Below are 26,951 nucleotides of genomic sequence, written 5' to 3' on the forward strand. Positions count from 1 at the left end.
GAGAAAAAATGGCTGAAAAGAGAAAATATGAGCCTTTAAAGATAGAAAAAAAATGGCAAGAGATTTGGGATAAAAATGAGGAATTTGAACCAAAAGACGATCTAAGCTTGCCAAAAAAATATATCCTAAGTATGTTTCCTTATCCAAGCGGACGCATACATATGGGGCATGTAAGAAACTACTCTATCGGCGATGCACTTGCTAGATCATATAGAAAAAGCGGCTACAACGTGCTTCATCCTATCGGCTTTGATAGCTTTGGTATGCCAGCTGAAAACGCAGCCATAAAACATAAAATTCACCCTAAAATTTGGACTTATGAAAATATCGACTATATGAAAAAAGAGCTAGCAAGCCTTGGCTTTTCATTTTCTAAAAAGAGAATTTTAGCCACGTCTGATCCACTTTACACAAAATGGGAGCAAAGCTTTTTTATAAAGATGTTTGAAAAAGGGCTTGTTTATAGAAAAAATGCAATTATAAATTGGTGCGAATACGATCAAACCGTGCTTGCAAATGAGCAGGTAGAGGATGGCAAATGCTGGAGATGTGGTAATGAAGTGGTGCAAAAAGAGCTTCCAGGATATTACTTCAATATCACAAAATACGCTAGCGAGCTACTTGATGATCTAAAACTTCTTGAAGGCAAATGGCCAAATCAAGTAATCACAATGCAAGAAAACTGGATCGGCAGAAGCTACGGCCTAGAGTTTAAATTTTATCTTGATGAAGCTTCAAAAGAGGCTTTAGATGGTAAATTTGATGGCTTTGAGGTGTTTACTACAAGGGCTGATACGATTTACGGCGTTAGCTACACAGCTCTTGCACCTGAGCATCCTATCGTAAAAGCGTTGCTTGAGAGTGATAAAATTGATGAAAGCAAAAAGACAAAGATAAAAACAATCCTAAATCAAAGCCCAAGAGAGCGCCAAGCAAGTGATAAAGACGGAGAATTTTTAGGAATTTACGTCGTTCATCCGCTTACTAATGAAAAAATCCCAGTTTGGGTTGCAAATTTTATCCTAGCTGACTACGGTAGCGGCGCTATCATGGCTGTCCCCGCACATGATCAAAGAGACTTCGAGTTTGCAAGTAAATTTAATCTTCCTATAAAGCCAGTAGTAAAGCCACTTGAGGGCGAAAGTGACGGCTCTAAGGCCTATTCGGAGTATGGAATTTCTATAAATTCTGAGCTGATAAATGGGCTTGCTTCAGAAGAAGCTAAAAATTTCATAATAGAGAAATTTGAAAAAGATGGTCTTGGCAAAAGGATCACAAACTACAAACTAAGAGACTGGGGAATTTCTCGTCAAAGATACTGGGGTGCGCCAATACCGGTCGTGCACTGCAAATACTGCGGCGTAGTGCCTGAAAAAGAGGAAAATTTACCTATCGCGTTACCAGAAGATGTTGAGATTACAGGCGAGGGCAATCCACTTGATAAACACCCAACTTGGAAATTTACAAAGTGTCCAAAATGCGGTAAAGATGCGATCAGAGAGACTGATACGATGGATACGTTTGTGGAGAGTAGCTGGTATTTTGCTAGATTTGCAAGCGATGAGAAGACGTGGGAGCAAAAAGCACTTGATGAAAAGAGTGTGAATTATTGGATGAATGTAGATCAGTATATCGGCGGTATCGAGCATGCGATTTTGCACCTTTTATACGCTAGATTTTTCCAAAAGGTCTTAAGAGATCTTGGTTATCTAAGGGATGACGAGCCATTTGAAAATTTACTAACTCAAGGCATGGTTTTAAAAGATGGTAAAAAGATGAGCAAAAGCAAGGGTAATGTCGTAGATCCTGATGATATTATCAATAAATATGGTGCCGATACGGCAAGGCTATTTATCCTTTTTGCAGCACCTCCTCAAAAAGAGCTTGAGTGGAACGACAGCGCAGTTGAGGGTGCGTTTAGGTTTTTAAATAGACTTTGGGAAAAGGCACAAACTATCAAAAAGATAGATAAACTGCCTGAGATAGACCATGAAAGCCTAAACAAAGATGAGAAATTTGCAAGGCTTAAAATTTATGAAGCGCTTAAAAAATCAACCGAAGTTTTTGGAGACACATTTGCTTTTAATACACTAATCGCTGCTTGTATGGAGGCACTAAATGCTATAAATGCTCAGGATAACGACGATGTAAATACTGAAGGCTTTTTCATTATCTTAAATTTACTAGAGCCTATCGTGCCGCATATTGCAAACGAGCTTAGCGAAGAGCTTTTTGGTAGGAAAAATTTCACAAAGATAGACGTAAAAGAAGAGGTTTTTGTAAAAGATAGCATCGCTCTTGCAGTTACGGTAAATGGCAAAAAAAGGGCTGAGTTTGAAGTGGCAGCAAGCGAGAGTGAGGGTGAAATTTTAAAGCTAGCTAAGCAAAATGTGGCTAAATGGCTTGAAGGAAAAGAAATTTTAAAAGAGATTTATATAAAAGGCAAATTAGTAAATTTTGTCATTAAAGGATAAATTTTGAGATATTTTTTAGCGTTTTTTATTGCGATATTTATCTGCGGATGTGGTTATAAACCAGTTTCAAAGATCACACATGATCTAGTTGGCGATAAAATTTACGTTGATGTGATTATCAGCAAAGAAGAGCCAAAAAATAGTGTTTGGATAAAGGATGCTGTAAAAGAGGGTATGGTCGCAAGGCTAAATAAAAATCTATCAAGTAAAGAGAGTGCTGATACTTCGATAATAGTTTCAGTTAATAATTTAAGCTATGAAGCGATCATTTATGATGAGTTTGGCTACATTACGTCATATAAAGCACATTTAAGCTTAAATTATAAGACTAAATTTAAAGATGGCAGCGTAGTTGATATTCCAGCCACTGGCGAGTATGACTTTAGTGTCGCAAGACGTCAAAAAGATGTAAGATTTGCTGACAGTATTCTTAGTGATACTCAAAAATACGAAGCTATCAAAGAGGCATCAAAAGAGGCCTTTGATGAGTATATCGCAAATTTAGCGGTAAAAGGATATAGAAATGGCAGCAGTAACCGTTAATCAAATAGTCAAGGAAGCCTTAAATGAGATCAAAGATCGCCATTTGATGCTAACGCCAGAGAATTACACTGAAGTCTATAATGAAATTTCTAAAAAACATGGCTTTACAACAGAAGAGAGTAAAAAGATAGAAAAATATATCTCAAGACTTGGTGATGAATATAAAAATCAAGCCCTAAGCCTTCATATAAAGACGGTCGATGAGTTTGTCGCTTTTATGACTGCCAGGCTCTCTAGAGGTGCTCAACAGGGAGTAGGACTTGCGACTGATGATAAAAAACTACAGTCACTAAATGCATTTGCTAGAAGAATTCTACAAGCTATCTCAATGCTTCACAATAAAGATGCAAAAAGCTTAGCAGAGCAAAGTATGCAGCTGCTTGCCAGAAGATATGATGAGAAAAACCTTGAAGAGATGTGCCTTAGATGGTTTGATTTTGTTAGCTCGTATGACACTGAATTTTTAGAATTTTTGAAATATTATGGTGTTAGAAATTTTGATGATTTAAAGACAATGAGTTCTGAACTTGAGAAATTTCTTACACAAAAAGACGAAAATGGCGAAGAGGATGTTTTGATTCAGCTTTTAAGCCTTACTCTTGAGCCTTCTATCACAAAGGATCTTGATGAAGAGCTTAGCACGATAAGAAGTGCTTTAAAACAAAATCCTAAAACTTTAAATAGCAAAGAATTTCAAGAAAAGGTAAAGGCATTCGTTGATCGCAGAATAGAGGAAGATAGAACAGAGATCATAGAAAAAGTTGGTTCGCTAAATAATGTCTTACAAAATATAAGCGAGAGAATTTCTGATATTGCAGTTAGTTCACAAAGTAGTTCTGATAAAGTAAAAAGCATTAAAAATGATCTAAAAAATGTAAATTTAAATACAAATAGCATTGATCAAGTAAGAAGCATGCTTATTGAGATCGCTGGTGCTTTGGAGATCGAGAGCAAAGAGCTAGGTATCGAGATGCACAATAGACAAGCTACTATTTTAGAGCTTCAAAATAGAGTAAATAGTCTTGAAAAAGAGCTTGAGGAAGCTAAACTGGAGAGCAAAGAAGACTTTTTGACAAAAGTATCTACTAAACGTGCTTTGATGAATGAGATTCAACGCATTGAAGAGGCATATAAACGCTATGGGACTGATTACTCTATATGCTTTGTTGATATTGACTTTTTCAAAAGCATAAACGATACTTATGGGCATGAGGCTGGAGATGTTATTCTTTCAGCAGTGGCTCAAGTACTTAAGAAAAACGCTAGAAAGGTTGATTTTGTTGGTAGATATGGTGGTGAAGAATTTGTAATCTTGCTTCCAAGCACTGGCTTAAAAGATAGTGTTAAATTTGGAGATAAGCTAAGAAGTATGATAGAAAATTTTAAATTTATCTATAAAAATGAGCGTATTAAGGTTACTATCAGCTCCGGTATAGCGACAAGAAGTGCAAATTTAAGCGAGACGATGACGCTTGAGGCTGCTGATAAGATGCTTTATCTCTCAAAAGAAAATGGTAGAAATCAAGTAATGCCAAAGATAATCGAGGAAAAATGAGCCTAGCTAAATTTCTTGATGGCAAACCACTTTACTATAAAGAGATTGACTATGGCAGGATTATTAGAGCGTATGCGACTATAAAAGAGCACATAAAGCCATTTAAGATTATTCACATAATAGGCACAAATGGCAAAGGTAGCAGCGGCCGCTTTTTAGCACAAATTTTAAGCCAAAATGGCGCAAAAGTAGGGCACTACACAAGCCCTCATATATTTAAGTTTAATGAGCGATTTTGGCTAAATGGCGAGGTCGCTAGTGATGAAATTTTAGAGGCAGCTCATGAGCGCTTGCAGGCTCTTCTAAATGATGAATATAAGATAAAAACGAGCTATTTTGAGTATATGACATTGCTTTCTGCGGTGCTTTTTGAGGGTTGCGACTATTTTGTCTGCGAAGCTGGTATGGGCGGTGTGCTTGATGCGACAAATGTTTTTGAAAAAGAGCTAAGCATCTTTACTCCGATCGGCTTCGACCACACGGCGATACTGGGTAGTAGCTTAGAAGAAATTTCACGTACGAAATTTGAAGCCATGGGCAAAAGAGCTATTTTAAATGATGAGATGAACGAGATAAGCGTTGCTATCGCAAAAGAGATCGCAAGCGAGAAAAAAGCGGTTTTAAGCTTTCCAAGAGAAATTTTGACCAAAGAAAATTTAAATGAGATCGCAAACTATGCAGATAAATTTAATCTACCAGAGTTTTTGCGCTCAAATTTAACTCTAGCCTACGCCGCAGCTAAAATTTTAGATAGCAGCATAGATATCAAAAAGCTTGGCGCTCTTACGCTTCGAGGCAGATGCGAAAAGATCGCTTCAAATTTATACGTTGATGTCGGCCATAACGAGCTTGGTGCAAAGGCTGTGGCTAAGAAATTTAGCCAAGGTGAGTTTACCGGCAAAAAGCTTACCTTGGTCTATAATTCGTTCTTAGATAAAGATTTCAAAGCGGTTTTGGCAGCTTTAAAGCCAGTTGTTGAAGAGGTACTACTATATCACTATCACTGCGAGGGTAGAGAGCTTGGCGGACAACTTATAAGCAAGGCATTAAGTGAGCTAGAAATTTCATATAAAGACTTTGAGTCAAGTGATATGAACGACGTAAAAGAGGCTATAAACGGCAAAATTTATCTAGCTTTTGGCTCATTTCATCTAGTTGAAGCTTTTTTAAAAGAGTACTATGCAAGCAAAGGTTTATGAGTATCTTTTAGCAAACGCTCCGCAAATTCTTATCTGTGAAGATGATAAGGAGGCAGCTCTTTGTGCTGATGCGGCTAGTTTTGCTGGTTTTAATGCATTTAGGTTGCCTGATTTTAGAGCTAAAAAGGGTGATGATTTAAGAAGCTTTAACGAAGAGCTTTTTGAAATTTCATCAGTGCTTAGCAAATACTATAAATTTGATGGCAAAAAGATTATCATTAGTCCATTTAGCACGCTTTTAAATCCACTACCAACGCAAAAAAATTTAGAGAGCTCCACGGTCAAGTTAAAAGATAATATAAACTTAAATGAATTTGCCGATCTGCTTATACGATTTGGCTATGAGTGTGTAGATATCGTTGAGAGCGTTGGTGAGTTTAGTATCCGTGGCGAAGTCATTGATATTTACGGCGTAAATATGGATGATCCTGTTAGGATTTTGCTTTTTGGTGATGAGGTTGAGAGCATAAGAAACTACAACACCGCCACGCAAATTAGCAATAAAGCCGAGCTAAGCGAGGCTGAGATCGTTCCTTTTATCGCAAATCTTAGCAAAGACGAGTTTGAAAAAGTTAGCCAAAAGATCGAGGATATGCAAAGCGACGCCTTGGTGAGTGATCTAAATTCGCTTGGGTTTTGGGCGATAGATAGCTTTAGTGACTACTTAAAAGAATTTGACTCAAAGCTTGTTAAAAAGATCGATTTTGAAATTTATGATGCGCCCAAGGAGAAATTCAAGGGCATTGAAATTTTACCCGAGCCAAAGGTCTATAAAGATCTAGAAGTTACTTTAAATTTTGACTTTTTTGAGCTAAATAAAAGCAAAAGCATAACCGTTCTTTCAAGAAATGAGGGGCTTTTTAAGGGCTATGAGCTTGATAGCTTTGCCAACGTAAAGCTTGAAATTTCGCCTCTTGTGGTAAATATAACTTCAAGTGATAAGATCGTAGTTTCACTTAATAAATTTGAGAAAAAAAGACGAGTTAAACGCTCAAGTCTTGTGGTAGACGAGCTAAAAGTAAATGACTATGTCGTGCATGAAGATTATGGTATAGGTAAATTTCTAGGGCTTGAAAAGATTAAAGTTTTGGGTGCTACGAAGGAATTTGTGGTCATTGCTTATCAAAATGATGACAAGCTTCTTTTGCCAGTAGAGCATCTAAATCTAATCGATCGCTACATCGCACAAAATGGCTCTATGGCGGTGCTGGACCGCTTAGGTAAGGCAAATTTTGCCAAGATAAAAGAAAAGGTTAGAGAAAAACTCTTTGCGATCGCTTCAAAGATCGTAGCTATGGCGGCAAAAAGAGAGCTTGTGGCTGGTAAAATTTTGCAAAAAGAAGACATCTCTTATCTAAATTTTGTCCAAGACGCTGGCTTTTCATATACGAGTGATCAGCAAAAAGCGGTAAATGATATAAGGGATGAGCTAAAAAGCGGAAGGGTCATGGATAGGCTGCTTAGCGGAGACGTTGGCTTTGGTAAGACCGAAGTTGCGATGAATGCTATATTTACCTGCATAAAATCAGGTTTTAGTGCATTTTTCTTTGTGCCAACGACGCTTCTTAGCTCACAGCATTACAAGACGCTAAGCCAAAGATTTAGCAAATTTGGCATAAAGGTCTTTAGGTTAGATCGCTTCTCAAGTGCTAAAGAGAAGTCGAGCCTGCAAAAAGCACTAAAAGAAAATGAGCCAATAGTTTGTGTGGGTACGCATGCGCTTCTTGGCGTAAAGGCTGAGAATTTGGGGCTTATAGTGGTTGATGAAGAGCATAAATTTGGCGTTAAGCAAAAAGAGCAACTAAAAGAAATTTCTCAAAATTCACACATCTTAAGCATGAGTGCCACTCCTATACCAAGAAGCCTAAATATGGCGCTTAGCAAGATAAAAACATATAGTATTTTAGCCACTCCGCCAAGTTCAAGGTTGGATGTTAGAACAAGTGTGAGAGAGTGGGACGAAAAGGTCGTCAAAGAGGCGATCATGCGTGAGCTAAGACGTGGTGGGCAGACTTTTTACATTCACAACCACATCGCAGACATCGAGCAGACGGCAAACGATCTAAGAAAAATTTTGCCAAAGCTTAGGATATTGATCCTGCATTCAAAGGTAAATGCGAAAGTTACCGAAGATGAGATGATGAAATTTGAGCGAGGCGAGTATGACTTGCTGCTTTGCACCAGCATCGTTGAAAGCGGCATCCACTTGCCAAATGCAAACACCATAATCGTAGAAAATGCCAATAAATTTGGCATGGCTGACTTGCATCAGCTCCGTGGTCGCGTGGGTAGAAGCGACAAGCAGGCCTACTGCTACTTTTTGGTGGAAGATAAAAACGCCATTAGCAAAGACGCACTAAAACGTCTTGTCGCACTTGAGGGCAACTCATTTTTGGGCGCTGGCTCAGTGCTAGCCTATCACGACCTTGAGATAAGAGGTGGTGGTAACATCATTGGCGAGGCACAAAGCGGTCACATCGAGGCTATCGGCTACTCGCTATATCTAAAAATGCTAGAAGATGAGATAAATAAGCTTCTTAATCAAGACTCCGCAAAGCTTGACAAGATCGATCTAAAGCTTAGTGTGAGCGCCTTTTTAAATCAAGAATTTATAAGAGAAGATAGACTAAGGCTTGAAATTTATAGGCGCCTTAGCAAGTGCAAAGAGGTTGCCGAGGTCTATGAGATACAAAGTGAGCTTGAGGATAGATTTGGCAAAATAGATACGTTTACAAAGCAGTTTTTAGATGTCATTATCATTAAAATTTTAGCTCTAAAAGCCGGCATAAAAACGATCTCAAACAGCGAGCAAAACATACTAATAACAAAAAATGATGATGAGAAGATCAGGCTAAAGTCACGTAGCAAGGACGATGACGATGTTTTGGCTGAAATTTTAGTCTATCTAAGAAAGGATAAGAAGTGATAGATTGGGGTGTGAAATACGCAGCGATTTATAAAAGCACAAAAAGCATGCTAAAACCAGTTGATGATATTGATTTTGTAGATATCGACTCACTTTATGGACTAGAAAAACAAAAAGAAATTTTACTAAAAAATACTCTAAATTTTATAGAAGGTAAAGACGCAAATCACGTGCTTCTTTGGGGCGAGAGAGGATGTGGCAAGTCAAGCCTTGTAAGGGCTGTTTTTACTAAATTTTATAAAGCTGGGCTTCGCATCATTGAGATCGGTTGCGAGGATCTAAAATATCTTGGCGACATCATCGATGAGATCAGAAAGAGTGAGTTTAAATTTATCATTTTTTGTGATGATCTAAGCTTTGAAAATGGCAGCAATGAGTATAAATTTCTAAAGCCTATAATGGATGGCTCTATCCAAAAGCCGCCAAAAAACGTACTTTTATACGCTACGTCAAACCGCAGACATCTAATAAGCGAGTTTAAAAGCGAGAATGAAAACTCAGAGCTAATTGACGGAGAAATCCATTACAGCGATGCAGCTCAGGAGAAAATTTCTCTATCCGATCGCTTTGGCCTTTGGATTAGTTTTTATCAGGGTAACTACGATGAGTATCTAAAAATGGTTGATTTTTACTTTAAGGATTACATAGGCGACAAAGATGAGCTTTACGCACTTGCTAAAAATTTCGCCACGCTAAGAGCTAGCAGAAGTGGTAGGACAGCAAAGCAGTTTTATCTCACATTTAAAGAAAATTTCAAATGACATCAACTGATTTATTTTTAACCTTATTTAATCACAAAAGCAGAAATTTGGATGAGCTAAAATGGCCAGGTGAGGGTACTTTTGAGGTTATTTTAGGCGCTATTTTGGTGCAAAATACCAACTGGAAAAATGTAGAAAAAGCATTAAATAATCTAAAAAATGCTGGAAAAGATAGCCTAAATGGTATTTGCGAGCTTGAAAACAGCGAGCTTGCCACGCTCATAAAGCCAAGTGGTTTTTACAACACAAAGGCAAAGCGGCTAAAAACGCTTTGTCTAGCCATAAAAAACGAGTTTGGCGATTTTGAAAATTTTAAAGAAAATACCAGTCGCGAGTGGCTCATAAACGTAAAAGGTGTTGGGGCTGAGACTTGTGATGCTATACTGGCATATGCTTGTGGTAAGCCATACATGGTCGTTGATGCTTATGTGCTTAGGATAATGGCGTATTTTGACTATAATTTCGAGTGCTACGACGAGGCGGCTGAGTGGCTTAGCTCGCTTAATTATGATGAGATTTATAAATTTCTTGATAGCTCGAAATTTGATGAAGTTGAAATTTTAAAACTCTATCACGCTCTTATTTTGGAGTTTTGTAAAGAAAATTTCAAAGGTAAAATCTTAAGCCAAAATGGTCAAAAAATATTAAGTAGCATTAAAAATTAAACTACTAATATGTAACAACTCTTTATAAATTTGCCAAAGATTGGGGCTTTTTATAATCTATTTTAAAATTCTGTGCTAAATTTACACAAAATTTATCTTATTTAATTTAGGAGGAGTGATGATTTACGATAACATCGTTAAAACGATTGGTAATACACCTATTGTAAAGATAAAAACAGGTGCTGATGAAGCCGAAATTTACGTAAAACTAGAGTTTTTTAATCCAGGTGGCTCTGTAAAAGATAGGATCGCATTTAATATGGTAACCAAAATGCTAGCTGATGGCACTCTTAAATATGGCGATACTATCGTTGAGCCAACGAGCGGAAATACTGGCATTGGTGTAGCGATGTGCGGTGCTGCACTTGGCTTTAAAGTGATCCTTTGCATGCCAGAAAGCATGAGTATCGAAAGACGCAAAATAGTAGCTGCTTATGGTGCACAGCTTGAGCTTACTCCTGCGTCTGGTGGCATGAAAGCAGCGATCGCAAGAGCTACAGAGCTAGCAGCTCAGCCAAATCACGTAATGCTAAGCCAGTTTGAAAACAAGTATAACCCACAAGCTCACGAACTAACAACAGCTACTGAGATCGTGGCCGATTTTAGCAAGCTTGATGCCTTTGTAGCTGGTGTTGGCACAGGTGGTACAATAAGTGGCGTAGCAAAAATTTTAAAAGAAAAAGGCTATGATACTAAGGTCATCGCAGTAGAGCCTGAAGCATCGCCAGTTTTAAGTGGTGGCAACCCAGGACCGCATAAAATTCAAGGCATTGGAGCCGGATTTTTACCAAATACTATGAATATGAGCCTAGTTAGTGAAGTAGAAAAAGTGAGCAACGATGATGCGCTAAACGCAGCTAGAGCAATCGCTAAAAGTGATGGACTCATGATAGGTATAAGCGGTGGTGCTGCTTACGTGGCTGCAAAAAGAGTGGCTAAAAGACTTGGCGCTGGCAAAAAAGTACTTTTCATAGCTCCAGATAATGGCGAAAGATACTTAAGCACAGAGCTTTACGGAGCATAAAAATATGTGGGAGAGTCTAAAGGAGCTAGTTCAAACTGTTCGTGAAAAAGACCCATCGGTACATAAGTGTTGCTTTTTGGCAATACTTATAAACACTCCTGGTATTCATGCGGTTTTGTTTCATAAAATTTCTCATTTTTTATATAAAAAAGAGCATTTTTTTCTAGCTAGACTCATCTCGCAAATTGCGAGATTTTTAACGGGCATCGAGATCCATCCTGGAGCAAAGATCGGCAAGAGATTTTTCATAGATCATGGTATGGGTGTGGTTATCGGTGAGACAGCTGAGATAGGCGATGATGTAATGATGTATCATCAAGTAACACTTGGAGGCACTGGAAAAGAGTGTGGCAAAAGGCATCCGACTGTAAAAAATGGTGTGACTATCGCAGCTGGCTCGAAAATACTAGGTGCCATAACGATCGGCGAAAATGCCAAGATCGGCGCAAACTCGGTCGTGCTAAAAAATGTCCCAGCAAACGCGACAGTCGTTGGTATACCAGCGAGAATAGTTCGAGTAAATGGGACAAAATTTGAACCAGAATTTATTATCTAACCTTAAAGATTAGATAAATTTATTCTTACTTTTTATGCTTTAAAATTTGAGCATAAATTTCGTCTTTTAGTTTTAACTTCTCTTTCTTTAAATTATCAATTTCAGATGGTTTTGCCAGATTGTCGTCTATTTTTTTATTTAGCTCATCATGTTTTTTGCAAAGAGCAGCAAAACGAGCATCGGTTTTCTTTAGCTCATTTATAAGGTCTGTATATTCATGTAACATATCGGCTCCTATAAAAATTTGAGAAATTTTATCAAGGCTTTGTAAATGCTTGGATATAAAAAAAGTACCAAGACATTGCTTAAATTTTTAAAAAGAGCGAGTAGAAAAATTTATTTTATACGTATTTAAATTCTTCAGGTTTGTGTTTGCTTTTTACAACGCGTTTGGTTAGACGTATTCCATCAACGGTACCGATGACTAAAAGCTTTGATCCTGTCCCCACTAATGTATCGCCATTTGGCATTGGTACAAAATTATTATTTATATCTCTAATGCCCACTATGTCTGCATTTGTTATGTTTCGTAGGTGAGTTTCTTTTAATCTTTTAAATCTTATCCAAGAGTAATCAGGCACAAGAATTTCTTCTATATCGATAGGTGAATTTTTTGTATACAAAAACTGCTCTAATAAATTTTCCATGTCCGGCCTTACGCTCATGGCGCTTAGGCGTTGTGCGACCAGACGAGATGGGCTCACCACATTGTCAGCGCCTAATTTTTTTAATCTTTGTGTATCGTCTTCTGTCTCTGCATTTGTTATGATATGATAAGGCTTTCTGCGACCTATCTCTTTTTCATAAAGTCTTACAGATGCTATAAGGGCGATGTTATCAGCAATATTTGAGCTAAGAGTTATAAGTCCTTTTGCGCTTGATAGATGTGTTTTTAAAAAGGCAATTTGTGTATGTGGCTGAGCTTTTATGAAATATGGATATTTATAAATTTGAGCTAGCTCTGCAATATCTTCTCTATCATCGACCACTACAAAAGGTATATGATTTTCGCGAAATTGAGCACTAAGTTCGATTGTGTATAGATTGTGATAACAAATAACGAAGTGATTTTTTAGTCTTGCGATCCTATAAAGCATGCGTCGTTCCTTTAAAATGCTAATTAATGTACCTCTTTTTAAAACCTCAACCACAATACCGATCGATAGTGTAAATATAATAAAACCAATAAGTATAAACGTGATAGTAAAAATTCTGCCCTTTGGAGTTATTGGAGCAACTTCGGTAAAACCAACTGTTGTAAAAGTCATGCCAGCTTGGTAAAAGGCATCTATTAGCGAGAAATTATCTATTAAGACATAACCTAATGTTCCAAAAAGTAACAGTAATACGACTGAAATTAGTGGAAATCTAAAAGGTTTTAATTGTTCGTAAAGCTCAATATCTAGGCTTATTTCTGGTTTTGTAGAGTTTGACCAGTTGAGGAATTTTAAAAGTCTTGAGAGAAAAGACATAAATTCCTCTTCATTTTATATTCTTAGTTTGATTGTTTCTTCATCGTTCTTAGAGTAGAAGCAGCAACTTTTATCTTTCTTGTAGTACCATCTTCTAGCGTAACGCGAATCGTTCTAAGATTTGGCAAGAATCTTCTTTTAGTTTTATTGTTAGCATGGCTCACATTGTTGCCTATCATCGGTCCTTTGCCTGTTATCGCACATCTTTTTGACATTTTTTTTCCTTATAAACAAAAATTTCTGCTGATTTTATCTAAAACAAACAAAAGTAATGCTTAAATAGATTCTCTTTTAAAAGAATTGATTTTTATTAATAATCTAGATAAAATAACACCTTTGCCTATAATTATAAATAGCAAAAATATTTAGAAATCTTGAGTGATATAAAATGCTTAGTAAAGAGTTGATCGAAAAAAATGTTGATTTTGTTTTGCAGATGCCAACTCTTTTTGAAAAGGTCGAGCGTTTTTTATTAGCTGGTAATCTAACTGAGGCAGTTACTACTTTACAAAATATAGCATCTTTTAAAACTTATTCTAACTCCATTTTTAAACGTGCAAAATTTGATATTCCTTATGATGGCAACGATTTGGTAGTAATAGCAAATATGCTTGGCATTGATACTTTTAGAGCGATAGTGCTTTCTTATTTTATATTTTTAAAATCCCCAAAAATTTATAAGGTATTTAATTTTAAAATCGTCGATTTGATCGAGCTTAATGCTAAAATTTTATCAGATTGGCTAAAGATATTAAACTCTTTTAAAGAAAAGCACTACAACTATTTATCGCTTGCTCCGTATTCTATGGCCTGTATTATAGTGTGTGAGAATTTATTTTCGAAATTTCCATCTTGCATGTCAGATGTTATTTTGTATTCTGATGTAAGCTATAATAAAATTTTGCAAAAAAAATATGGCTTTAGTCTTTGGGATATTTTTTTAAAAGCAATGAATATGAATAAACAATCATTAAGCAAGATTGATAAAGAGATGCTTTGCTTTTTTGAGATTTTGCTCTCTTATGAGTCCAGCAGGCCTGAATTTTATGATTTTGGAGTTGATAAAATTTTAGATATCAATGTTTATCCAGAGATGCAAACCATTATATTTATTAAAAAAGCTCTACAAAAATGAAATTAACTTTTAATGGTTCTATGGCAATTATAAGGCCTTTTGGTTTTTTGGAAGCAGAGAATGTTCCATTAAAATTAAGTGAAAAATATATAAACCAAATTTCATCGCGTGATATCAGTGCTATACTGCTTTCACTAAAAAATGTTACATTTTTTAGCCCTATTTGGCTTGGTAGAGTAATTGAAAATTTAAGCGAAGAAGCGCAAAAGCTTGGCGTAGTATTTGCGATTTGCGATTACAATGAAATTTTTTATGAATTGATGATGAAAACAGTTAAGAATATTTTAAATATTTCAATGTTTGAAAGTGAAAATATCGCAAGCTTGTTTTTAAATAAATTTCTAAATAACACAAATGACAAAGTTTTCATTTATAACTCAACTGAGCAGTACAAGCACTATTTAGCTAATTATCTCAAAAATCGCTCATTTGATGTGGTTGAGGCTAGAGATACGATCGAGTTTAATAAAAAAAAGAATTTATATAATTATGCAATATCACAGCTAAATCATGTAAGATTAAGACAAAATCAGATAGATACTTTTATAAAAGATGGTGTCGTTATTTATGCCATAAAAAGTTTTATGGACTCAGATTTTATTGAAGATTTTGATATGTCAGCTCATGACATTATGCTAAAAATCGGATATAAATTTTTTATTTTATGGGTAAATATTTCCGGTGCTCTAAATATAAGGGGTGCAAAATTTCTAATCAAACTTGCTAGCATTAGCAAAAGATCAGGTGCATTTATTTCGCTTTGTGGCATAAACGAATCAAATTTATCTATTGAATTAGTAACGTATCTTAAAGATGCAAATATATTTATCTATAAAAATTTAAATGACTTTTACAAAGACGACACTATTTTTTATCTTAAAAAAAGAGACTTTGATGCAGAGCCAGTAGATATTAACAAGAGCGTTGCTCAAATTTCATCTTATGTGACGCAAATTGCGAGCAAAATTATCTCACAATTAGCAGAAGAAGAAATTTTGTGTGTTGATACCAAAGTTAGTGCGCTTGACATAGAAGATGAATGCGATTACTTGCGTATTTGTGTTCAGTATTATGGTGATATTTACGCAAGAGTGCTATTTGGAGTAAAAAAAGATAAATTAGACAAAATTTGCTCTATTTTTATGCCTGAAGGCAATGATTCAAATGATTATTTAAGTGGATATTCTCAAATTTTTAGTATCATTACGGATAAATTTTTGACTCATCTTTGGCAAAAAGGCATAAAAGTAAAAGTTAGTTTGCCTAAAATTTTATCCGATGATGTTTTTTTTGATCACAATAGTGTAGGCATCATGAATAGACTAGATGTAAAAGATGACGAAATAGGCTTTGTATTTGTAACCAAGTGAGGAGAAGAAATGTATGTTGCACCTAGTATTTTATCGGCTGATTTTGGAAATTTGGCAGCTGAGATAAGAGCCATTTGCGAGGCTGGGTGCGATCTGGTGCATGTTGATGTTATGGATGGGCATTTTGTGCCAAATTTAACTATCGGCCCAGTTGTGGTAAATGCCGTTGCAAAAGCAGCTACAAAGCCACTTGATATACATTTGATGGTTGAGAATAACTCGTTTTTTGCCGACCTTTTCTTGCCGCTAAAGCCAAAATTTCTAACCTTTCATATCGAAGAAGAGAAGCACCCATTAAGGCTCATCGATCACATCAGGAAAAACGGCGTTAGCCCTGGCATCGTGCTAAATCCGCATACGCCAGTTAGTGCGATCGAGTATATTATTGATGAAGTTGATATGGTGCTTTTGATGAGTGTAAATCCTGGCTTTGGCGGTCAAAAATTTATGCCAGTCGTGCTTGAAAAAACAAGGGCGCTACGAGAGCTGATAGAACGAAAAAACGCTAAGTGTCTGATTGAAGTAGATGGCGGCATAAACGGACTAAATGCACCTGATCTTGAAGAGGCTGGAGCTGACATCTTGGTGGCTGGCAACTACATCTTCTCATCAAATTCTTACGAACAAGCCATCCGTGCCATAAAGCTTGAGTTTTGAAACCAAAAAAACAGCGTTTAGAAAATAGCATAGAAATTTTAGCTAGGCAAAATTTAAGCTATCATGAGTTTATTTTAAGATTTGGCGATATAGAAGAAATTTCGTCGCTAATTGACGTGCGTGACCTTGATATGTGGCGAACTCTTGGGCTTGACATCACTAGAAATGAAGAGAATGAGATCGAGCTTGGCACGAGATTTAGAGATATTAGCGAGCAGGAATTTTGCGTGGTTGATATCGAAACGACTGGCGGTACGACGAGCGGACAGATCATTGAAATCGGTGCAATAAAAATGAAAAATGGCGTTGAGATAGGGCGTTTTGAAAGCTTTGTGGCAGCTAATGTGGTGCCTGAAAATATCACCGAACTAACTGGCATAAAGACTAGCGATCTAGTTGGTGCGCCAAATTTACTAAATGTGCTTGAGCGGTTTAAAATTTTTCTAGGAACTAGCGTCTTTATCGCTCATAACGTAAATTTTGACTATGGCTTTATCTCTCACAGCCTAAATGAGATCGGCCTTGGCATGTTGCTAAACAGAAAGCTTTGTACCATCGATCTTAGTCGCCGCACTATCGCTTCGCAAAAATACGGCCTTGGCTCGCTAAAAGAGCTTCTTGGCATAAACAATACCCACCACAGAGCCCTAAATGACGCAATAGCTGCAGCTGAAATTTTTAAAGTCTGCCTTACACGCTTACCTTTTAGTATCCAAACGACAGAGGATCTCATAAACTTTAGCAAAACAGCTCCAAGTGTGAAGCTAAAACCTGAACCAGTTTTGTGTGCGAATTAGCGATAAAAAACTATTCACAATCAATATAAAATCGCATTAACTTTTATGCAATCCCTGGCTTTTAAAGGTTTATAGATAATTTTGCTAAATTTTACGTTTTTATAAAATTTACGGCGATCTTACAAAAAGGAGACAAATGAGCCAGAAAAATCCTATTTCAAATTTCATCCCAGCTGACGATGAGGTGCTTGCTTTTTTGTCAAATTTTAGTGAGAAGTGGCGCACGAGCAGTGATGGAGCGGAGTTTATAGAGCAAAATTTTACCTTTATTGGCTCAAAGCCAGTTTTGAGAAATTTAAAGTGTTATAAAACGGCTGAATATAAAAATTTTGCCGACATTAAAAAATTTCTCAGCTCAGATCCAAGCATCAAAAGTAAAATTTTAAGCGGCGAGATAAGCTACATCGGCGACAATCTAACCAGTGCGGAGGTTAAATTTACACCTGAGTATTTTTACGATTTTTTAAAATTTGTAGTTGAGAATATCCCAGAGCATCACTATTTTTGTAACCCTAAGATAGGCTGGATATTGTTCATTGCGATGGAGGGATATGTGGAATTTGGTGTTTTGCACTAATAAATTTATTTTTAAGCAGTTGTCTAAAATTGTCAATAAAAACAAAACGTGAAAGAAAAATTATTCGTAAAAATTCTTAAAATTAACAAAAAACTGAGCTTGTATTCCAACACCGCTTATTGCTAGCAAAATTTAATCAATTTTTTTATATAATCCCTATTTTTCACAAAGGCAAAAAGATGGATAGAAAATCTTGGAGTTCAAGGCTCACATACATTTTAGCTGTTGCAGGAGCTACGGTTGGCTTTGGTGCGACGTGGCGCTTCCCGTATCTAGTCGGGCAAAACGGTGGTGGCGCCTATGTGCTCGTGTTTTGTATCGCGATGATCGTGATTGGCATACCGATGATTCTAGTTGAAAATGCGATCGGTAGACGCCTAAAATGCAACGCTGTGGATGCTTTTGGTGGATCGATAAATGGCAAAAAGATCAGCAAAAAGTGGCAGATCGTTGGCTGGATGGGGCTTGTTGGTGCTTTTGGCATTATGGCTTACTATATGGTTATTGGTGGCTGGGTGCTAAACTACATCGCCCAAATTTCATTTGGTTTACTTGATCTCTCGCATGTGGTTAGTTTTGAGGAGACAAGTGCGTTTTATGAGCAAAATATCGTAAGCAATCCACTTGCTATCAGCTTTGCAACGCTTGTTTTTGTGCTAGTTAATTACGCTATTTTGGTACAGGGTGCGGTCGGTGGTATCGAGCGATCAGCGAAATTTTTAATGCCACTACTTTTTATTTTAATGCTTATTATGATCGCTAAAAATATCACGCTAGATGGTGCAATAGAAGGTGTGAAATTTTACTTAACGCCTAATTTCTCAAAGATAAATTTAAAGCTTTTTGTCGATGTTTTGGGGCAGGTCTTCTTTGCTCTTTCGCTTGGTTTTGGTGTGATGATCACGCTTTCTAGCTTTGTGAAAAAGGATGAGGGTTTGGTTAAAATTTCTATCATTACAGGTATTTTAAATACGGTAATTGCCGTACTTGCAGGCTTTATGATATTTCCTTCTCTTTTTAGCTACGGCGTATCGCCAGATAGTGGCCCAAGTTTGGTATTTAAATCACTACCAATTGTTTTTTCTCACATGCCATTTGGTGGTTTTTTTGCGGTTGCGTTTTTTACACTATTAATGATCGCTGCACTTACAACATCGCTACCAATATATGAAGTAATAATCACAACACTTCAAGAAAAATTTAAGATAAAACGCAAAAAAGCAATATTTTTGGTCCTTGGCGGTATATTTGTTTTAGGGAATTTACCTTCGCTAATGGCTACAAACATACTAAGTCACGTAAGCATTTTTGGTAAGAATATTTTTGATGCATATGATGCAATAAGCGCAACGATATTTTTTGTATTTACTTCATTTGGGTGTGCAATATTCGTAGGTTGGGTGCTAAAAGATGATGCAAAAAAAGAAATTTTGCAAGGTAGTGAAAAACATACAAAACTAATAAATGTCTGGTTTTGGTATATAAAATTTGTCGTACCGTTTATCATTTTGGTGCTTTTTATCAGCTCGTTTTACGATAATTTTTTAAAATAGGGCGTAAAAATATGTTTTATTTTTTACTTGGTATTTACTTTTTTTACGTTGCCGCAAAGGCGATTTTGGCGATTTTACAGATAAATTTTATACGTGCGGAGGCTAAAAAGCCGGCCGTCGTGCTAGAGCAGGGGGAGTATAAAACCGCCGCCGCTGCAGCGATAACGAATCAAAAATTTGAGATAGCAAGCCTTTTTTATCACGCCGTGATATTTATGATGTGGTCGTGCTGGGGGCTTGGCGCGATATCGGGGCATGCCTACAAAACGGGAGATATAGGCGATAACGTCTTTATGGTTATGGTATTTTTACTCGTTTCGTCACTGCTAGAACTGCCGCTAAATATCTACGAAACCTTCGTCAAAGACAAAAAGCTCGGCTTTTCAAACGTAACGCCTAAAATTTTCGCGCTCGATCTACTTAAAACGCTCGCACTAACGCTAGTGTTTGGCACGCTGTTTGTGTGGCTAGTGCTGCTTTGCATTAGATTTTTGGGCGATTTTTGGTGGTTTTGGGCGTTTTTGCTTAGCTTTGCCATCGCGCTTGTTATAAATCTCATCTACCCGACGCTCATCGCGCCAATTTTTAACAAAATGCAGCCGCTAGAAGAGGGCGAGCTAAAAAGCCGTATTGAAGGGCTTTTGGCGCGGTGCGGGTTTAAAAGTAGCGGCGTTTTTACGATAGACGCTAGCAAGCGCGATAACCGCCTAAACGCCTATTTCGGCGGCCTTGGCACGACTAAACGAGTGGTGCTTTTCGACACGCTCGTTAAAAAGCTAAGCTTAGATGAGATAATCGCTGTTTTGGGGCATGAGCTGGGGCATTTTAAGCATAAAGATATCCTAAAAATGATCGCTCTAAGCGCGGTTATGCTTTTTGCGATGTTTTTTATATTTGGCAACATCCCTGACGCGGCGTATCAAGCGCTTGGGCTTCATAGCGGAGGCGGCGGAGTGATCGTGTTTTTGCTACTTTTTTCGCCGATTTTCGGGTTTTTATTTTCGCCGGTGAGCTCGTATTTTAGCCGCGCGAACGAATTTGGCGCCGATAGATTCGCTGGCGAGGTCTCAAACAAAGCCGACATGATAAGCGCGCTAAAAAAGCTAGGCTCCGAAAACAAGGCCTTTCCAAAGGCTCATCCTCTCTATGCGTTCGTCTATCATTCGCACCCAAGCCTTTTTGAGCGTATAAATGAGCTAGAAAATGAAAATTGAAGAAGCTCTTAAAGAGGCTAGTTTAAGGCTAAGCTCACTTTGTCAAAATCCAAGCAGAGTTGCTAAAATTTTGCTTATGAACTATCTTGATGTAAGCATTGAATGGATATTTTTAAATCAAAAAAATGAATTTGATGAGAGCGGCTATTTTGCTCTAGTTAAAAGGTATGAAAACTACGAGCCTCTTGAATATATAACTGGTAAAGCTAGCTTTTATGGGCTTGATTTTTATGTGGAAAGCGGAGTGCTTATCCCAAGACCTGAAACAGAAATTTTAGTGGATAAAGTAATAGAAATTTCACGCGAATATAATGAGCCAAAGATCGCAGAAATAGGCACAGGAAGCGGCATTATTAGTATCATACTAGCTCTAAAAACAAAGGCAAATATCGTAGCGACAGACATCAACGAAAAAGCTTTGATGCTTGCTAAAAAAAATGCAGATAAATTTGATGTAGGCGGGAGGATCAAATTTTTAAACTGCTCTTATGTGGATGAAATTTTAGAAGATATTGATATTTTGGTTTCAAATCCGCCATATATTGCAAGAGGCTATAAACTTAGTAAATTTGTACTAAATGAGCCAGAAAGTGCGCTCTTTGGAGGCGAAGTAGGAGATGAAATCTTAAAAGATATTATTCTCATAGCCAAAGATCGTAATATCAAAAACGTTGCTTGTGAGATGGGGTACGATCAAAAAGCAAGTATACAAAATTTCTTAGAGGCCAATGGTTTTGAGTATAGCTTTTACAAAGATTTGGCTGGCTTTGATAGAGGCTTTTGCGCGAAGTTAAAAATATAAAGGAGAGAATTTGAGAGGAGTTTATTTTTTGCTTTTGGCAGTACTTATAGGAGCTGAGCTAACGCTTGGTATTTTGGTGGCGCCAGTCATATTTTTCCCACAAAGCATCATAGGAGATGGCATACTTACGCATTTTATGAGCGGTCAAATGATGACAAAGATATTTTTGAAATTTAATTATATTTTGCTTTTTATAAGCATAGTTGTAATGATTAGCGAGCTATTTGATCTTAGAAAAAAGCTTATTTTTTCACTAAAATTTAGCATGTTAATGCTTGCTTTTTTAAATTTAGCCTTAGCTTTAAGCTTTGTATTTTTCTTTACTCCTTTTGTAGTTTACGCTCAGAATTTGGGTGTTGACTCGACACAGACGGCCGAATTTGCCAAAATGCATAGTGCGAGTGAATATGTGATGAAAATTATGCTTGTTTTACAAATTATTTTATTTTTTGTGAAATTTAAGATTAGCCAAAATGAACGCGAAGCCTGATATTCAAGTCTTAACAAATTTTTTAGCCAAATACACGACGGCGATGGTGAGCGCTGGCACCTACACCGCACGCGTAGAAAAGTGCGTAGACCGCATAGCTAACCACTACGGATACGACGTTAGCGTGACGATTTTCGTGAAGTATTTTACCATTAGCGTCATGGACTCGGCTGACAACTCCCTACGCCGAACCTACGTGAAAAAGATCCCGCTGGGGCAGGTGAGCTTTAACCGTATTTCCGAGCTTTCGTCGCTTAGCTGGCGGATTTTGGATGAAAATTTGAGCTTAGACGAGGCCAAAGAGCAGTTTGAGGGCGTCATGCGCATCGGCGCAAATAAATTTGCAAGCTCGCTTATTTTGATCAGCCTTGCAAATGCGGCGTTTTGCAGGCTTTTTGGCGGCGACGCGGGCTCGGTCGTATGCGTATTTTTCGCGACGCTTGTTGGATATAGCCTTAAATTCGCGCTTGCTAAAATTGGCGTAAATTTAAAAATCCAATACGTTTTGGTCTCGTTCGTCGTCTCTTTTATCGCCTATCTTGGCGTATTTTACGGCTTTACGCACACTAGCGACGTGGCGATCGGCTCGTCGATACTCTTTTTAATGCCGGGCGTTTTTCTCATAAACTCGGTCTTTGATATCATAAACGATAACACGCTTGTAGGCATCAGTAGAGCCGTGAGCACGGGCATCCTGATACTTTGCATAGCAGTGGGCGTCTATATCACGCTCTCGCTTAGCAATGCGGAGATTTTACATGTTTGAGCTTTTTACCGCAACTCTCATAGACGGCGCTTTTGCTGCGGTGGCGGGGCTTGGCTTTGCCTATGCTAGCTCGCCGCCAAAAAGGACTCTTGCCTTTTGCGCGCTGCTTGCGGCGTTTGCGCACGCTAGCCGTTTTTGGATCATGCAGATGGGATTTTTTAACATCAGCGTCGCCACTCTTATAGTATCATTTTTAAGCGGGATTTTAGGTATGCTCTTTGCCAAACGGCTAAAAGTGCCCGCCGAGATCATCGCATTTCCCGCGCTTTTGCCGATGGTGCCGGGAGTCTATGCGTATAAAGGCATCTTGGCGCTGTTTTCGTTTCTAAACGAGCCTGATATTGCTAAGAAAAACGAATACCTAATCATATTTTTCGATAACGCGATCACGACCACGACGGTCTCGCTAGCGCTTGGCGTCGGGGTTTCGGTGGTGCTGATTTTATTTTATGATCAGTCCTTGATGATTACCCGCGGCGCTAAGTGCGATCTGGCTACGAGAAAGACGCACGGATAATTTTAACTTTGGCATAGAAATTTGTATGGCTTTTTGATAGTTTTTATTATTTTTACTAGATATTTTTTCAATTTTGCCGATCTAACTTAAAACCAAATTTCAAAAGGATTTATGATGTTAAGCGGTATCGGCGGATTTTCTAGCGTCGCTAAAAATTTTCAGCTAAATGAAAAACATAGCATAAAGAGTCAAATCATATATAAAAATGAAATCTCGCAGCCTGACACAGTCGAGCACAAATTTAACGAAGTTTTAGGATATAAAGTAGGTGCGGACGGATATTTTACGTCCGAATTTAATGAAGCCGCAGGTATCCCGAAGGACTACAAAATCCACTCAGATACCTTAAAATCTCTCGTGAACGTAAATGATAAAGCGATCGCATTTAATAAAATGTTTTCAAAAATCGACATAGCAAAAACAGTCGGCAATGCATATAAAATTTTATCCCAAGTAGTCGGCGTGGACGTTTTAAATTCCAAAGAAAGTTTTAACAAAGAAGACATCACCAAATTTCCTCAAGGATACGAGTATGAGAAATCAAGTCTAAAAGTAACTAAAGTAAATAAAAACATCTACGACTATGCGTCGGCACGTAGCGCCTTTGACGATAAGTCTGGGAAAACCAACATGGAAACGCTATTTTTTAATAGCTCATATCATGCGTTAACAACGACGCCGCAATATAAGCCGTCAACCAATATCTTTGATAACAATAACGGCGGCAAAGAGAGCGAAAACGTGAGCGTGTTTATAAATCCTCACGGCGAAAGATACACTAACCCTGACGGTAGTATAACTAAAGGAGGCTTGTTAGCAGCCGTAATAAACTCAAATTTAGATGTACGAGAGGGCGAAACTACGGTTTGGGGCAAGATGCAAGGTTATGACAAAAGCATAAGCAGCAAAGAATACAGACAAAAGCTGGACGCCTTTATTGATTCGCGCAACATCTACAGCATCAAAGGAAGCGAGCTTGACGGGCTTAGCAAGGATTACCAAGAATATGTACTAACGTTTCAAAAAATGCAAGAGTCGCTTTTACCCGGTAGCACTGCCTTAAGCGGCAACTCTAACATAACTTCCGACGGCAAAGAATCAAAAAGCCTCTTTGAAATAATGCAAGAGGATATGAAAGAGGCGCAAAAACGCCTAGAAAAGCTAATAGAGCAAGAAAAGCGAACGCAAAAGATGCTGGGTAAAAACAGAAAATACGACAAAGAGCTAGAGCAAAATACTAGAAAAAATTTAGAAGAACTTGAGGCGATAATGAAATTTAACGCTAAGAGCGTGGATATAAAGGCTTAAAAGGATTAATATGATAAGCAGCATAAACGGATTTAACGCAAACGTAAATTATGATTTTAGTAGTGCTCACGAGCGAAATTTAAAAGCACGCGAGGAAAAAGAGGCGGAAGTAATGGGGCTTTTAAGAAAATTCAGTAAAATAGGGCTTAATGTAAGAGCCTAAGGAAATATTGTGAAAATACGAATCTACTACGAAGATACCGATGCTGGCGGAATAGTCTATCACACAAACTACATTAAATTTTGCGAGCGAGCCAGAAGTGAAGCATTTTTCCAGGCTGGATTAAATTTCACAAAAGAGGGCGGATACTTTGTGGTTTCGTCGCTGGAGGCTAAATTTATTGCTTCAGCCGTACTTGGAGATGAAATTTTTGTGCAAAGCAAGATATTGGAGATTAAAAAAGCAAGTATTGTTTTAGAGCAAGAAATTTATAAATTTGATGATAAAAATACGGAAAAACTACTCTTTAGAGCGACGATTACGTTAGCCTTTATGAAAGAAGAGAAGCTTGCTAAGATAAATGATGAGATAAAAAAATTTTTGGAGAATTCTAAATTTTAAATTGTGGCTAAATTAAAAATTTAACTTTAGCCACTTTGTGCTTTTACATCGAGCTATTTTGATCGAGCAAAATTTCTTGATTTGCTTCGTCAAAGTGGTCGCCTTTTGCGTTATAAATTTTAACTCCATATAAGACTTGAGAGTTTTCAACCCTTTCGGTAAAGATTCTATCAGTACTTTTATCTATAAAATTTGTATATATATACTCGGCACCAAAAGCACTTGAATAGCCGATTTGCGAATATCTAAAATCTACATCAAAAAGATCACCAAGCCCCAAAAATAAGTCGTTAACAGGATTTAGTGAGTTCGCGATGAAAAGATTTTGTCTATCTCTTTGTGCGATGGCATTAAAGATATTTGGTAAAAAATTTATCTGCGTACTTAAAAGTGCGTATGGTTTTATCTCAAAGCCCCTCATCTGCGTTGCTACAAGAGAAGCTTTGACGATTGGGATGTTTAAAAATATACTTGCATCATCAAACTTGGATTTTTTACTTAAAGTGTCGTTTAAATTTATATCTTTGCCTACGATAGAGGCCTCGTGATAATCACTACTTTGCATGCGGACATATTCATTTAGCTTTTGCCCTAATGAACTGCCATCATCAAATGCAACTATCTTTTCATTCGAGTAAGCTAGCAAAGCTGAAATTTGCTCTTTATAATCAATGCCACCAAAGATCAAATTTGGCTTTGGATTTATGATAAAAGAGCTATGAACACTTGGAATGTAGATAAGCTCATTTGATAGAACTAGCGAATTTATAATGTTTGCACCATTTGATGTAAGGGCTGCGATAAAATAATTAAAGCCTTGGACTCTAGCCGTTTGCATAGCATTTGTAAGACTTTGTGGGCTTTCATCGTTGCTATTTATAAATTTGATCTCAATATCTGCGTCTTGCTTTAAGACATAGCTTAAGACCGCATTTGATACAACATTTGCATAAGATTTTATAATCTTTTGTGGGATGATTACAGCGATTTTGCCGCTTTTATTAACTTTTAAAATAGCTTCACCACCAAGAGAGATATAAAGCTCTAAAAGAGCGGTATCGTCTATTTTTGCTGGCTCAAATCTCGCCATAAAACTAGCCAGTAAATCAGCCTTGATAAGCTCATTTAAGCAGGTATTATCACAAAATTCTGGTTCTAAATTTATATAAGTAATCTTTGCTGGAGGTATGCTTGATAGACTTTGGTTTTTTGTAACGTTACTCTCAAAATTTATCTCATCTTGTGATGCAAAAATAGTCGAAAAAATGGCTAAAAAAAGTAAAATTTTTCTCATATCACTCCTTTGATCTTTCTTAAATCATCTATAAAAATATTTTCAAAACTAGGATTTTTGCTGATCCACTCTGGCGAAAACGTTGGTAAAATAAGGCTATTTTCATTTTTTAAAATACTACCTCTTATGCTTGAAAATCCACCTTTTAACAATAAATTTGGATATAAATGCATAAAAGCTTTTTCCCCTAAAGTCACGATTATCTTTGGTTTTATCAGTCTAATCTCTTCAAACAAATAAGGACGACAAAGTTCGATAGAACGGCTTAAAATCGGACTTTTATCATCACTTTGTGAAATTTCGCACCGAAGTAGAGAACTTATATAAATTTCTTTTATATCTAAATTTAAACTATTTTTTATGGCATTTTCTAAAAATTTTTTACTGTTATTTTCATAAGAATCATTTTTTTTAGAAAATAATATAAACATGATTTTGCTATTTTCATTGCCGATGCCGGCTGTTACACCTTTTGAGCTATTTCGCAAAGAGCAAAGAGAACATTTTTTTACTTCGCGGTTTAGCTCATCAATATTGTTGTAATCATGATAATTACTTAGACTAAGAAAATTTTTATCAATAAACTTATAGCCAATTAGTTTTAAGAAAAATAATTTTTTTAAAAGCCTATTGTCTTTATTAAAATTCATTTTTGGATTATAACTTGATTTGCTTAAAGTTTGAGTTATGGCTTTTTAAGCTAAGTTATTCAAAGGAATTTAAGTATTGCTTTG

The 26,951-nt window shown here is 37.0% G+C and carries 28 protein-coding genes; 23 read left to right on the forward strand and 5 right to left on the reverse strand.

Translation table 11 applies throughout. The annotated features are described in order from the left end of the window. The first annotated feature begins 8 nt into the window (after positions 1–8). The 9 genes from leuS (at position 9) to epsC (ending at position 11,703) form a co-directional block, all read left to right on the forward strand. On the forward strand, positions 9–2,474 hold the full coding sequence (gene leuS / locus CVS84_RS02395) for a leucine--tRNA ligase (RefSeq protein ID WP_107691009.1): 2,466 nt from the start codon (positions 9–11) through the stop codon (positions 2,472–2,474). Positions 2,475–2,477: 3 nt separating this feature from the next. Beyond that, positions 2,478–3,017, forward strand: a complete 540-nt coding sequence (gene lptE, locus CVS84_RS02400) for an LPS assembly lipoprotein LptE (RefSeq protein ID WP_107691010.1) — start codon at positions 2,478–2,480, stop codon at positions 3,015–3,017. After that, a complete protein-coding gene (locus CVS84_RS02405; RefSeq protein WP_107691011.1) occupies positions 2,998–4,572 on the forward strand; it encodes a GGDEF domain-containing protein in 1,575 nt (524 codons plus the stop codon). Before lptE ends, CVS84_RS02405 begins: the two co-directional genes overlap by 20 nt. Next, on the forward strand, positions 4,569–5,771 hold the full coding sequence (locus tag CVS84_RS02410) for a Mur ligase family protein (RefSeq protein WP_107691012.1): 1,203 nt from the start codon (positions 4,569–4,571) through the stop codon (positions 5,769–5,771). The genes CVS84_RS02405 and CVS84_RS02410 overlap by 4 nt, the downstream gene beginning before the upstream one ends. Beyond that, positions 5,752–8,697, forward strand: coding sequence for a transcription-repair coupling factor (gene mfd, locus CVS84_RS02415; RefSeq protein ID WP_107691013.1), 2,946 nt, complete (start codon positions 5,752–5,754; stop codon positions 8,695–8,697). The genes CVS84_RS02410 and mfd overlap by 20 nt, the downstream gene beginning before the upstream one ends. Further along, positions 8,694–9,458, forward strand: coding sequence for an ATP-binding protein (locus CVS84_RS02420; protein ID WP_107691014.1), 765 nt, complete (start codon positions 8,694–8,696; stop codon positions 9,456–9,458). The genes mfd and CVS84_RS02420 overlap by 4 nt, the downstream gene beginning before the upstream one ends. Continuing rightward, a complete protein-coding gene (locus CVS84_RS02425) occupies positions 9,455–10,123 on the forward strand; it encodes an endonuclease III domain-containing protein (RefSeq protein WP_107691015.1) in 669 nt (222 codons plus the stop codon). Before CVS84_RS02420 ends, CVS84_RS02425 begins: the two co-directional genes overlap by 4 nt. 118 nt (positions 10,124–10,241) lie before the next feature. Then, complete coding sequence (gene cysK, locus CVS84_RS02430; RefSeq protein WP_107691016.1) at positions 10,242–11,147, forward strand: cysteine synthase A; 906 nt, start codon at positions 10,242–10,244, stop codon at positions 11,145–11,147. A 4-nt stretch (positions 11,148–11,151) separates the two neighbouring features. Continuing rightward, complete coding sequence (epsC, locus tag CVS84_RS02435; protein WP_103628929.1) at positions 11,152–11,703, forward strand: serine O-acetyltransferase EpsC; 552 nt, start codon at positions 11,152–11,154, stop codon at positions 11,701–11,703. Positions 11,704–11,728: 25 nt separating this feature from the next. Here epsC and CVS84_RS02440 read toward each other — a convergent pair whose 3' ends face one another. The 3 genes from CVS84_RS02440 to rpmB form a co-directional block, all read right to left on the reverse strand. Then, positions 11,729–11,929 carry a YdcH family protein gene (locus tag CVS84_RS02440; RefSeq protein ID WP_021091004.1) on the reverse strand — a complete coding sequence of 67 codons (201 nt, stop codon included), beginning with the start codon at positions 11,927–11,929 and terminating at the stop codon, positions 11,729–11,731. A 115-nt stretch (positions 11,930–12,044) separates the two neighbouring features. Continuing rightward, entirely contained in the window at positions 12,045–13,175 is a 1,131-nt protein-coding gene (locus tag CVS84_RS02445) for a potassium channel family protein (protein WP_107691017.1), read from the reverse strand. A gap of 23 nt (positions 13,176–13,198) precedes the next feature. Next, positions 13,199–13,390: a 50S ribosomal protein L28 gene (rpmB, locus tag CVS84_RS02450; protein ID WP_021090707.1), complete on the reverse strand. Its 192-nt coding sequence runs from the start codon at positions 13,388–13,390 to the stop codon at positions 13,199–13,201. Positions 13,391–13,563: 173 nt separating this feature from the next. On the opposite strand from rpmB, the gene CVS84_RS02455 reads away from it, so the two are divergent. The 14 genes from CVS84_RS02455 to CVS84_RS02515 all read left to right on the forward strand — a co-directional run bounded on the left by CVS84_RS02455 (position 13,564) and on the right by CVS84_RS02515 (position 24,923). After that, complete coding sequence (locus CVS84_RS02455) at positions 13,564–14,310, forward strand: hypothetical protein (RefSeq protein WP_107691018.1); 747 nt, start codon at positions 13,564–13,566, stop codon at positions 14,308–14,310. A gap of 47 nt (positions 14,311–14,357) precedes the next feature. Beyond that, positions 14,358–15,680, forward strand: a complete 1,323-nt coding sequence (locus tag CVS84_RS02460) for a hypothetical protein (protein ID WP_199906098.1) — start codon at positions 14,358–14,360, stop codon at positions 15,678–15,680. A 9-nt stretch (positions 15,681–15,689) separates the two neighbouring features. Beyond that, a complete protein-coding gene (gene rpe, locus CVS84_RS02465) occupies positions 15,690–16,337 on the forward strand; it encodes a ribulose-phosphate 3-epimerase (RefSeq protein ID WP_107691020.1) in 648 nt (215 codons plus the stop codon). Continuing rightward, a complete protein-coding gene (locus CVS84_RS02470) occupies positions 16,334–17,134 on the forward strand; it encodes a 3'-5' exonuclease (protein ID WP_107691021.1) in 801 nt (266 codons plus the stop codon). Before rpe ends, CVS84_RS02470 begins: the two co-directional genes overlap by 4 nt. Positions 17,135–17,270: 136 nt before the next feature. Continuing rightward, positions 17,271–17,711, forward strand: a complete 441-nt coding sequence (locus tag CVS84_RS02475; RefSeq protein WP_107691022.1) for a hypothetical protein — start codon at positions 17,271–17,273, stop codon at positions 17,709–17,711. Positions 17,712–17,890: 179 nt separating this feature from the next. Continuing rightward, the gene (locus CVS84_RS02480) at positions 17,891–19,264 is read left to right on the forward strand and encodes a sodium-dependent transporter (RefSeq protein WP_021090886.1); all 1,374 of its coding nucleotides are present in this window, start codon (positions 17,891–17,893) and stop codon (positions 19,262–19,264) included. 11 nt (positions 19,265–19,275) lie between these two features. Next, on the forward strand, positions 19,276–20,478 hold the full coding sequence (locus tag CVS84_RS02485; protein ID WP_107691023.1) for a M48 family metallopeptidase: 1,203 nt from the start codon (positions 19,276–19,278) through the stop codon (positions 20,476–20,478). Next, on the forward strand, positions 20,468–21,280 hold the full coding sequence (gene prmC / locus CVS84_RS02490; protein ID WP_107691024.1) for a peptide chain release factor N(5)-glutamine methyltransferase: 813 nt from the start codon (positions 20,468–20,470) through the stop codon (positions 21,278–21,280). Before CVS84_RS02485 ends, prmC begins: the two co-directional genes overlap by 11 nt. Positions 21,281–21,290: 10 nt before the next feature. Next, positions 21,291–21,770 carry a DUF4149 domain-containing protein gene (locus CVS84_RS02495; RefSeq protein WP_107691025.1) on the forward strand — a complete coding sequence of 160 codons (480 nt, stop codon included), beginning with the start codon at positions 21,291–21,293 and terminating at the stop codon, positions 21,768–21,770. After that, entirely contained in the window at positions 21,754–22,536 is a 783-nt protein-coding gene (locus CVS84_RS02500) for a threonine/serine ThrE exporter family protein (protein ID WP_107691026.1), read from the forward strand. The genes CVS84_RS02495 and CVS84_RS02500 overlap by 17 nt, the downstream gene beginning before the upstream one ends. After that, a complete protein-coding gene (locus CVS84_RS02505; RefSeq protein WP_107691027.1) occupies positions 22,529–23,053 on the forward strand; it encodes a threonine/serine exporter family protein in 525 nt (174 codons plus the stop codon). The genes CVS84_RS02500 and CVS84_RS02505 overlap by 8 nt, the downstream gene beginning before the upstream one ends. 114 nt (positions 23,054–23,167) lie before the next feature. Further along, a complete protein-coding gene (locus tag CVS84_RS02510) occupies positions 23,168–24,361 on the forward strand; it encodes a Cj0814 family flagellar-dependent secreted protein (protein ID WP_107691028.1) in 1,194 nt (397 codons plus the stop codon). Between the two features lie 10 nt (positions 24,362–24,371). Beyond that, entirely contained in the window at positions 24,372–24,524 is a 153-nt protein-coding gene (locus CVS84_RS09430) for a hypothetical protein (RefSeq protein ID WP_159070061.1), read from the forward strand. 9 nt (positions 24,525–24,533) lie between these two features. Then, entirely contained in the window at positions 24,534–24,923 is a 390-nt protein-coding gene (locus CVS84_RS02515) for a YbgC/FadM family acyl-CoA thioesterase (RefSeq protein WP_107691029.1), read from the forward strand. Positions 24,924–24,966: 43 nt separating this feature from the next. Here CVS84_RS02515 and CVS84_RS02520 read toward each other — a convergent pair whose 3' ends face one another. Beyond that, positions 24,967–26,217, reverse strand: coding sequence for a hypothetical protein (locus CVS84_RS02520; RefSeq protein ID WP_107691030.1), 1,251 nt, complete (start codon positions 26,215–26,217; stop codon positions 24,967–24,969). Continuing rightward, a complete protein-coding gene (locus CVS84_RS02525; RefSeq protein ID WP_107691031.1) occupies positions 26,214–26,867 on the reverse strand; it encodes a uracil-DNA glycosylase family protein in 654 nt (217 codons plus the stop codon). Before CVS84_RS02525 ends, CVS84_RS02520 begins: the two co-directional genes overlap by 4 nt. Between the last annotated feature and the right edge of the window lie 84 nt (positions 26,868–26,951).

This window comes from Campylobacter concisus, from assembly GCF_003048575.1.
In the GTDB taxonomy this organism is placed as follows: domain Bacteria; phylum Campylobacterota; class Campylobacteria; order Campylobacterales; family Campylobacteraceae; genus Campylobacter_A; species Campylobacter_A concisus_U.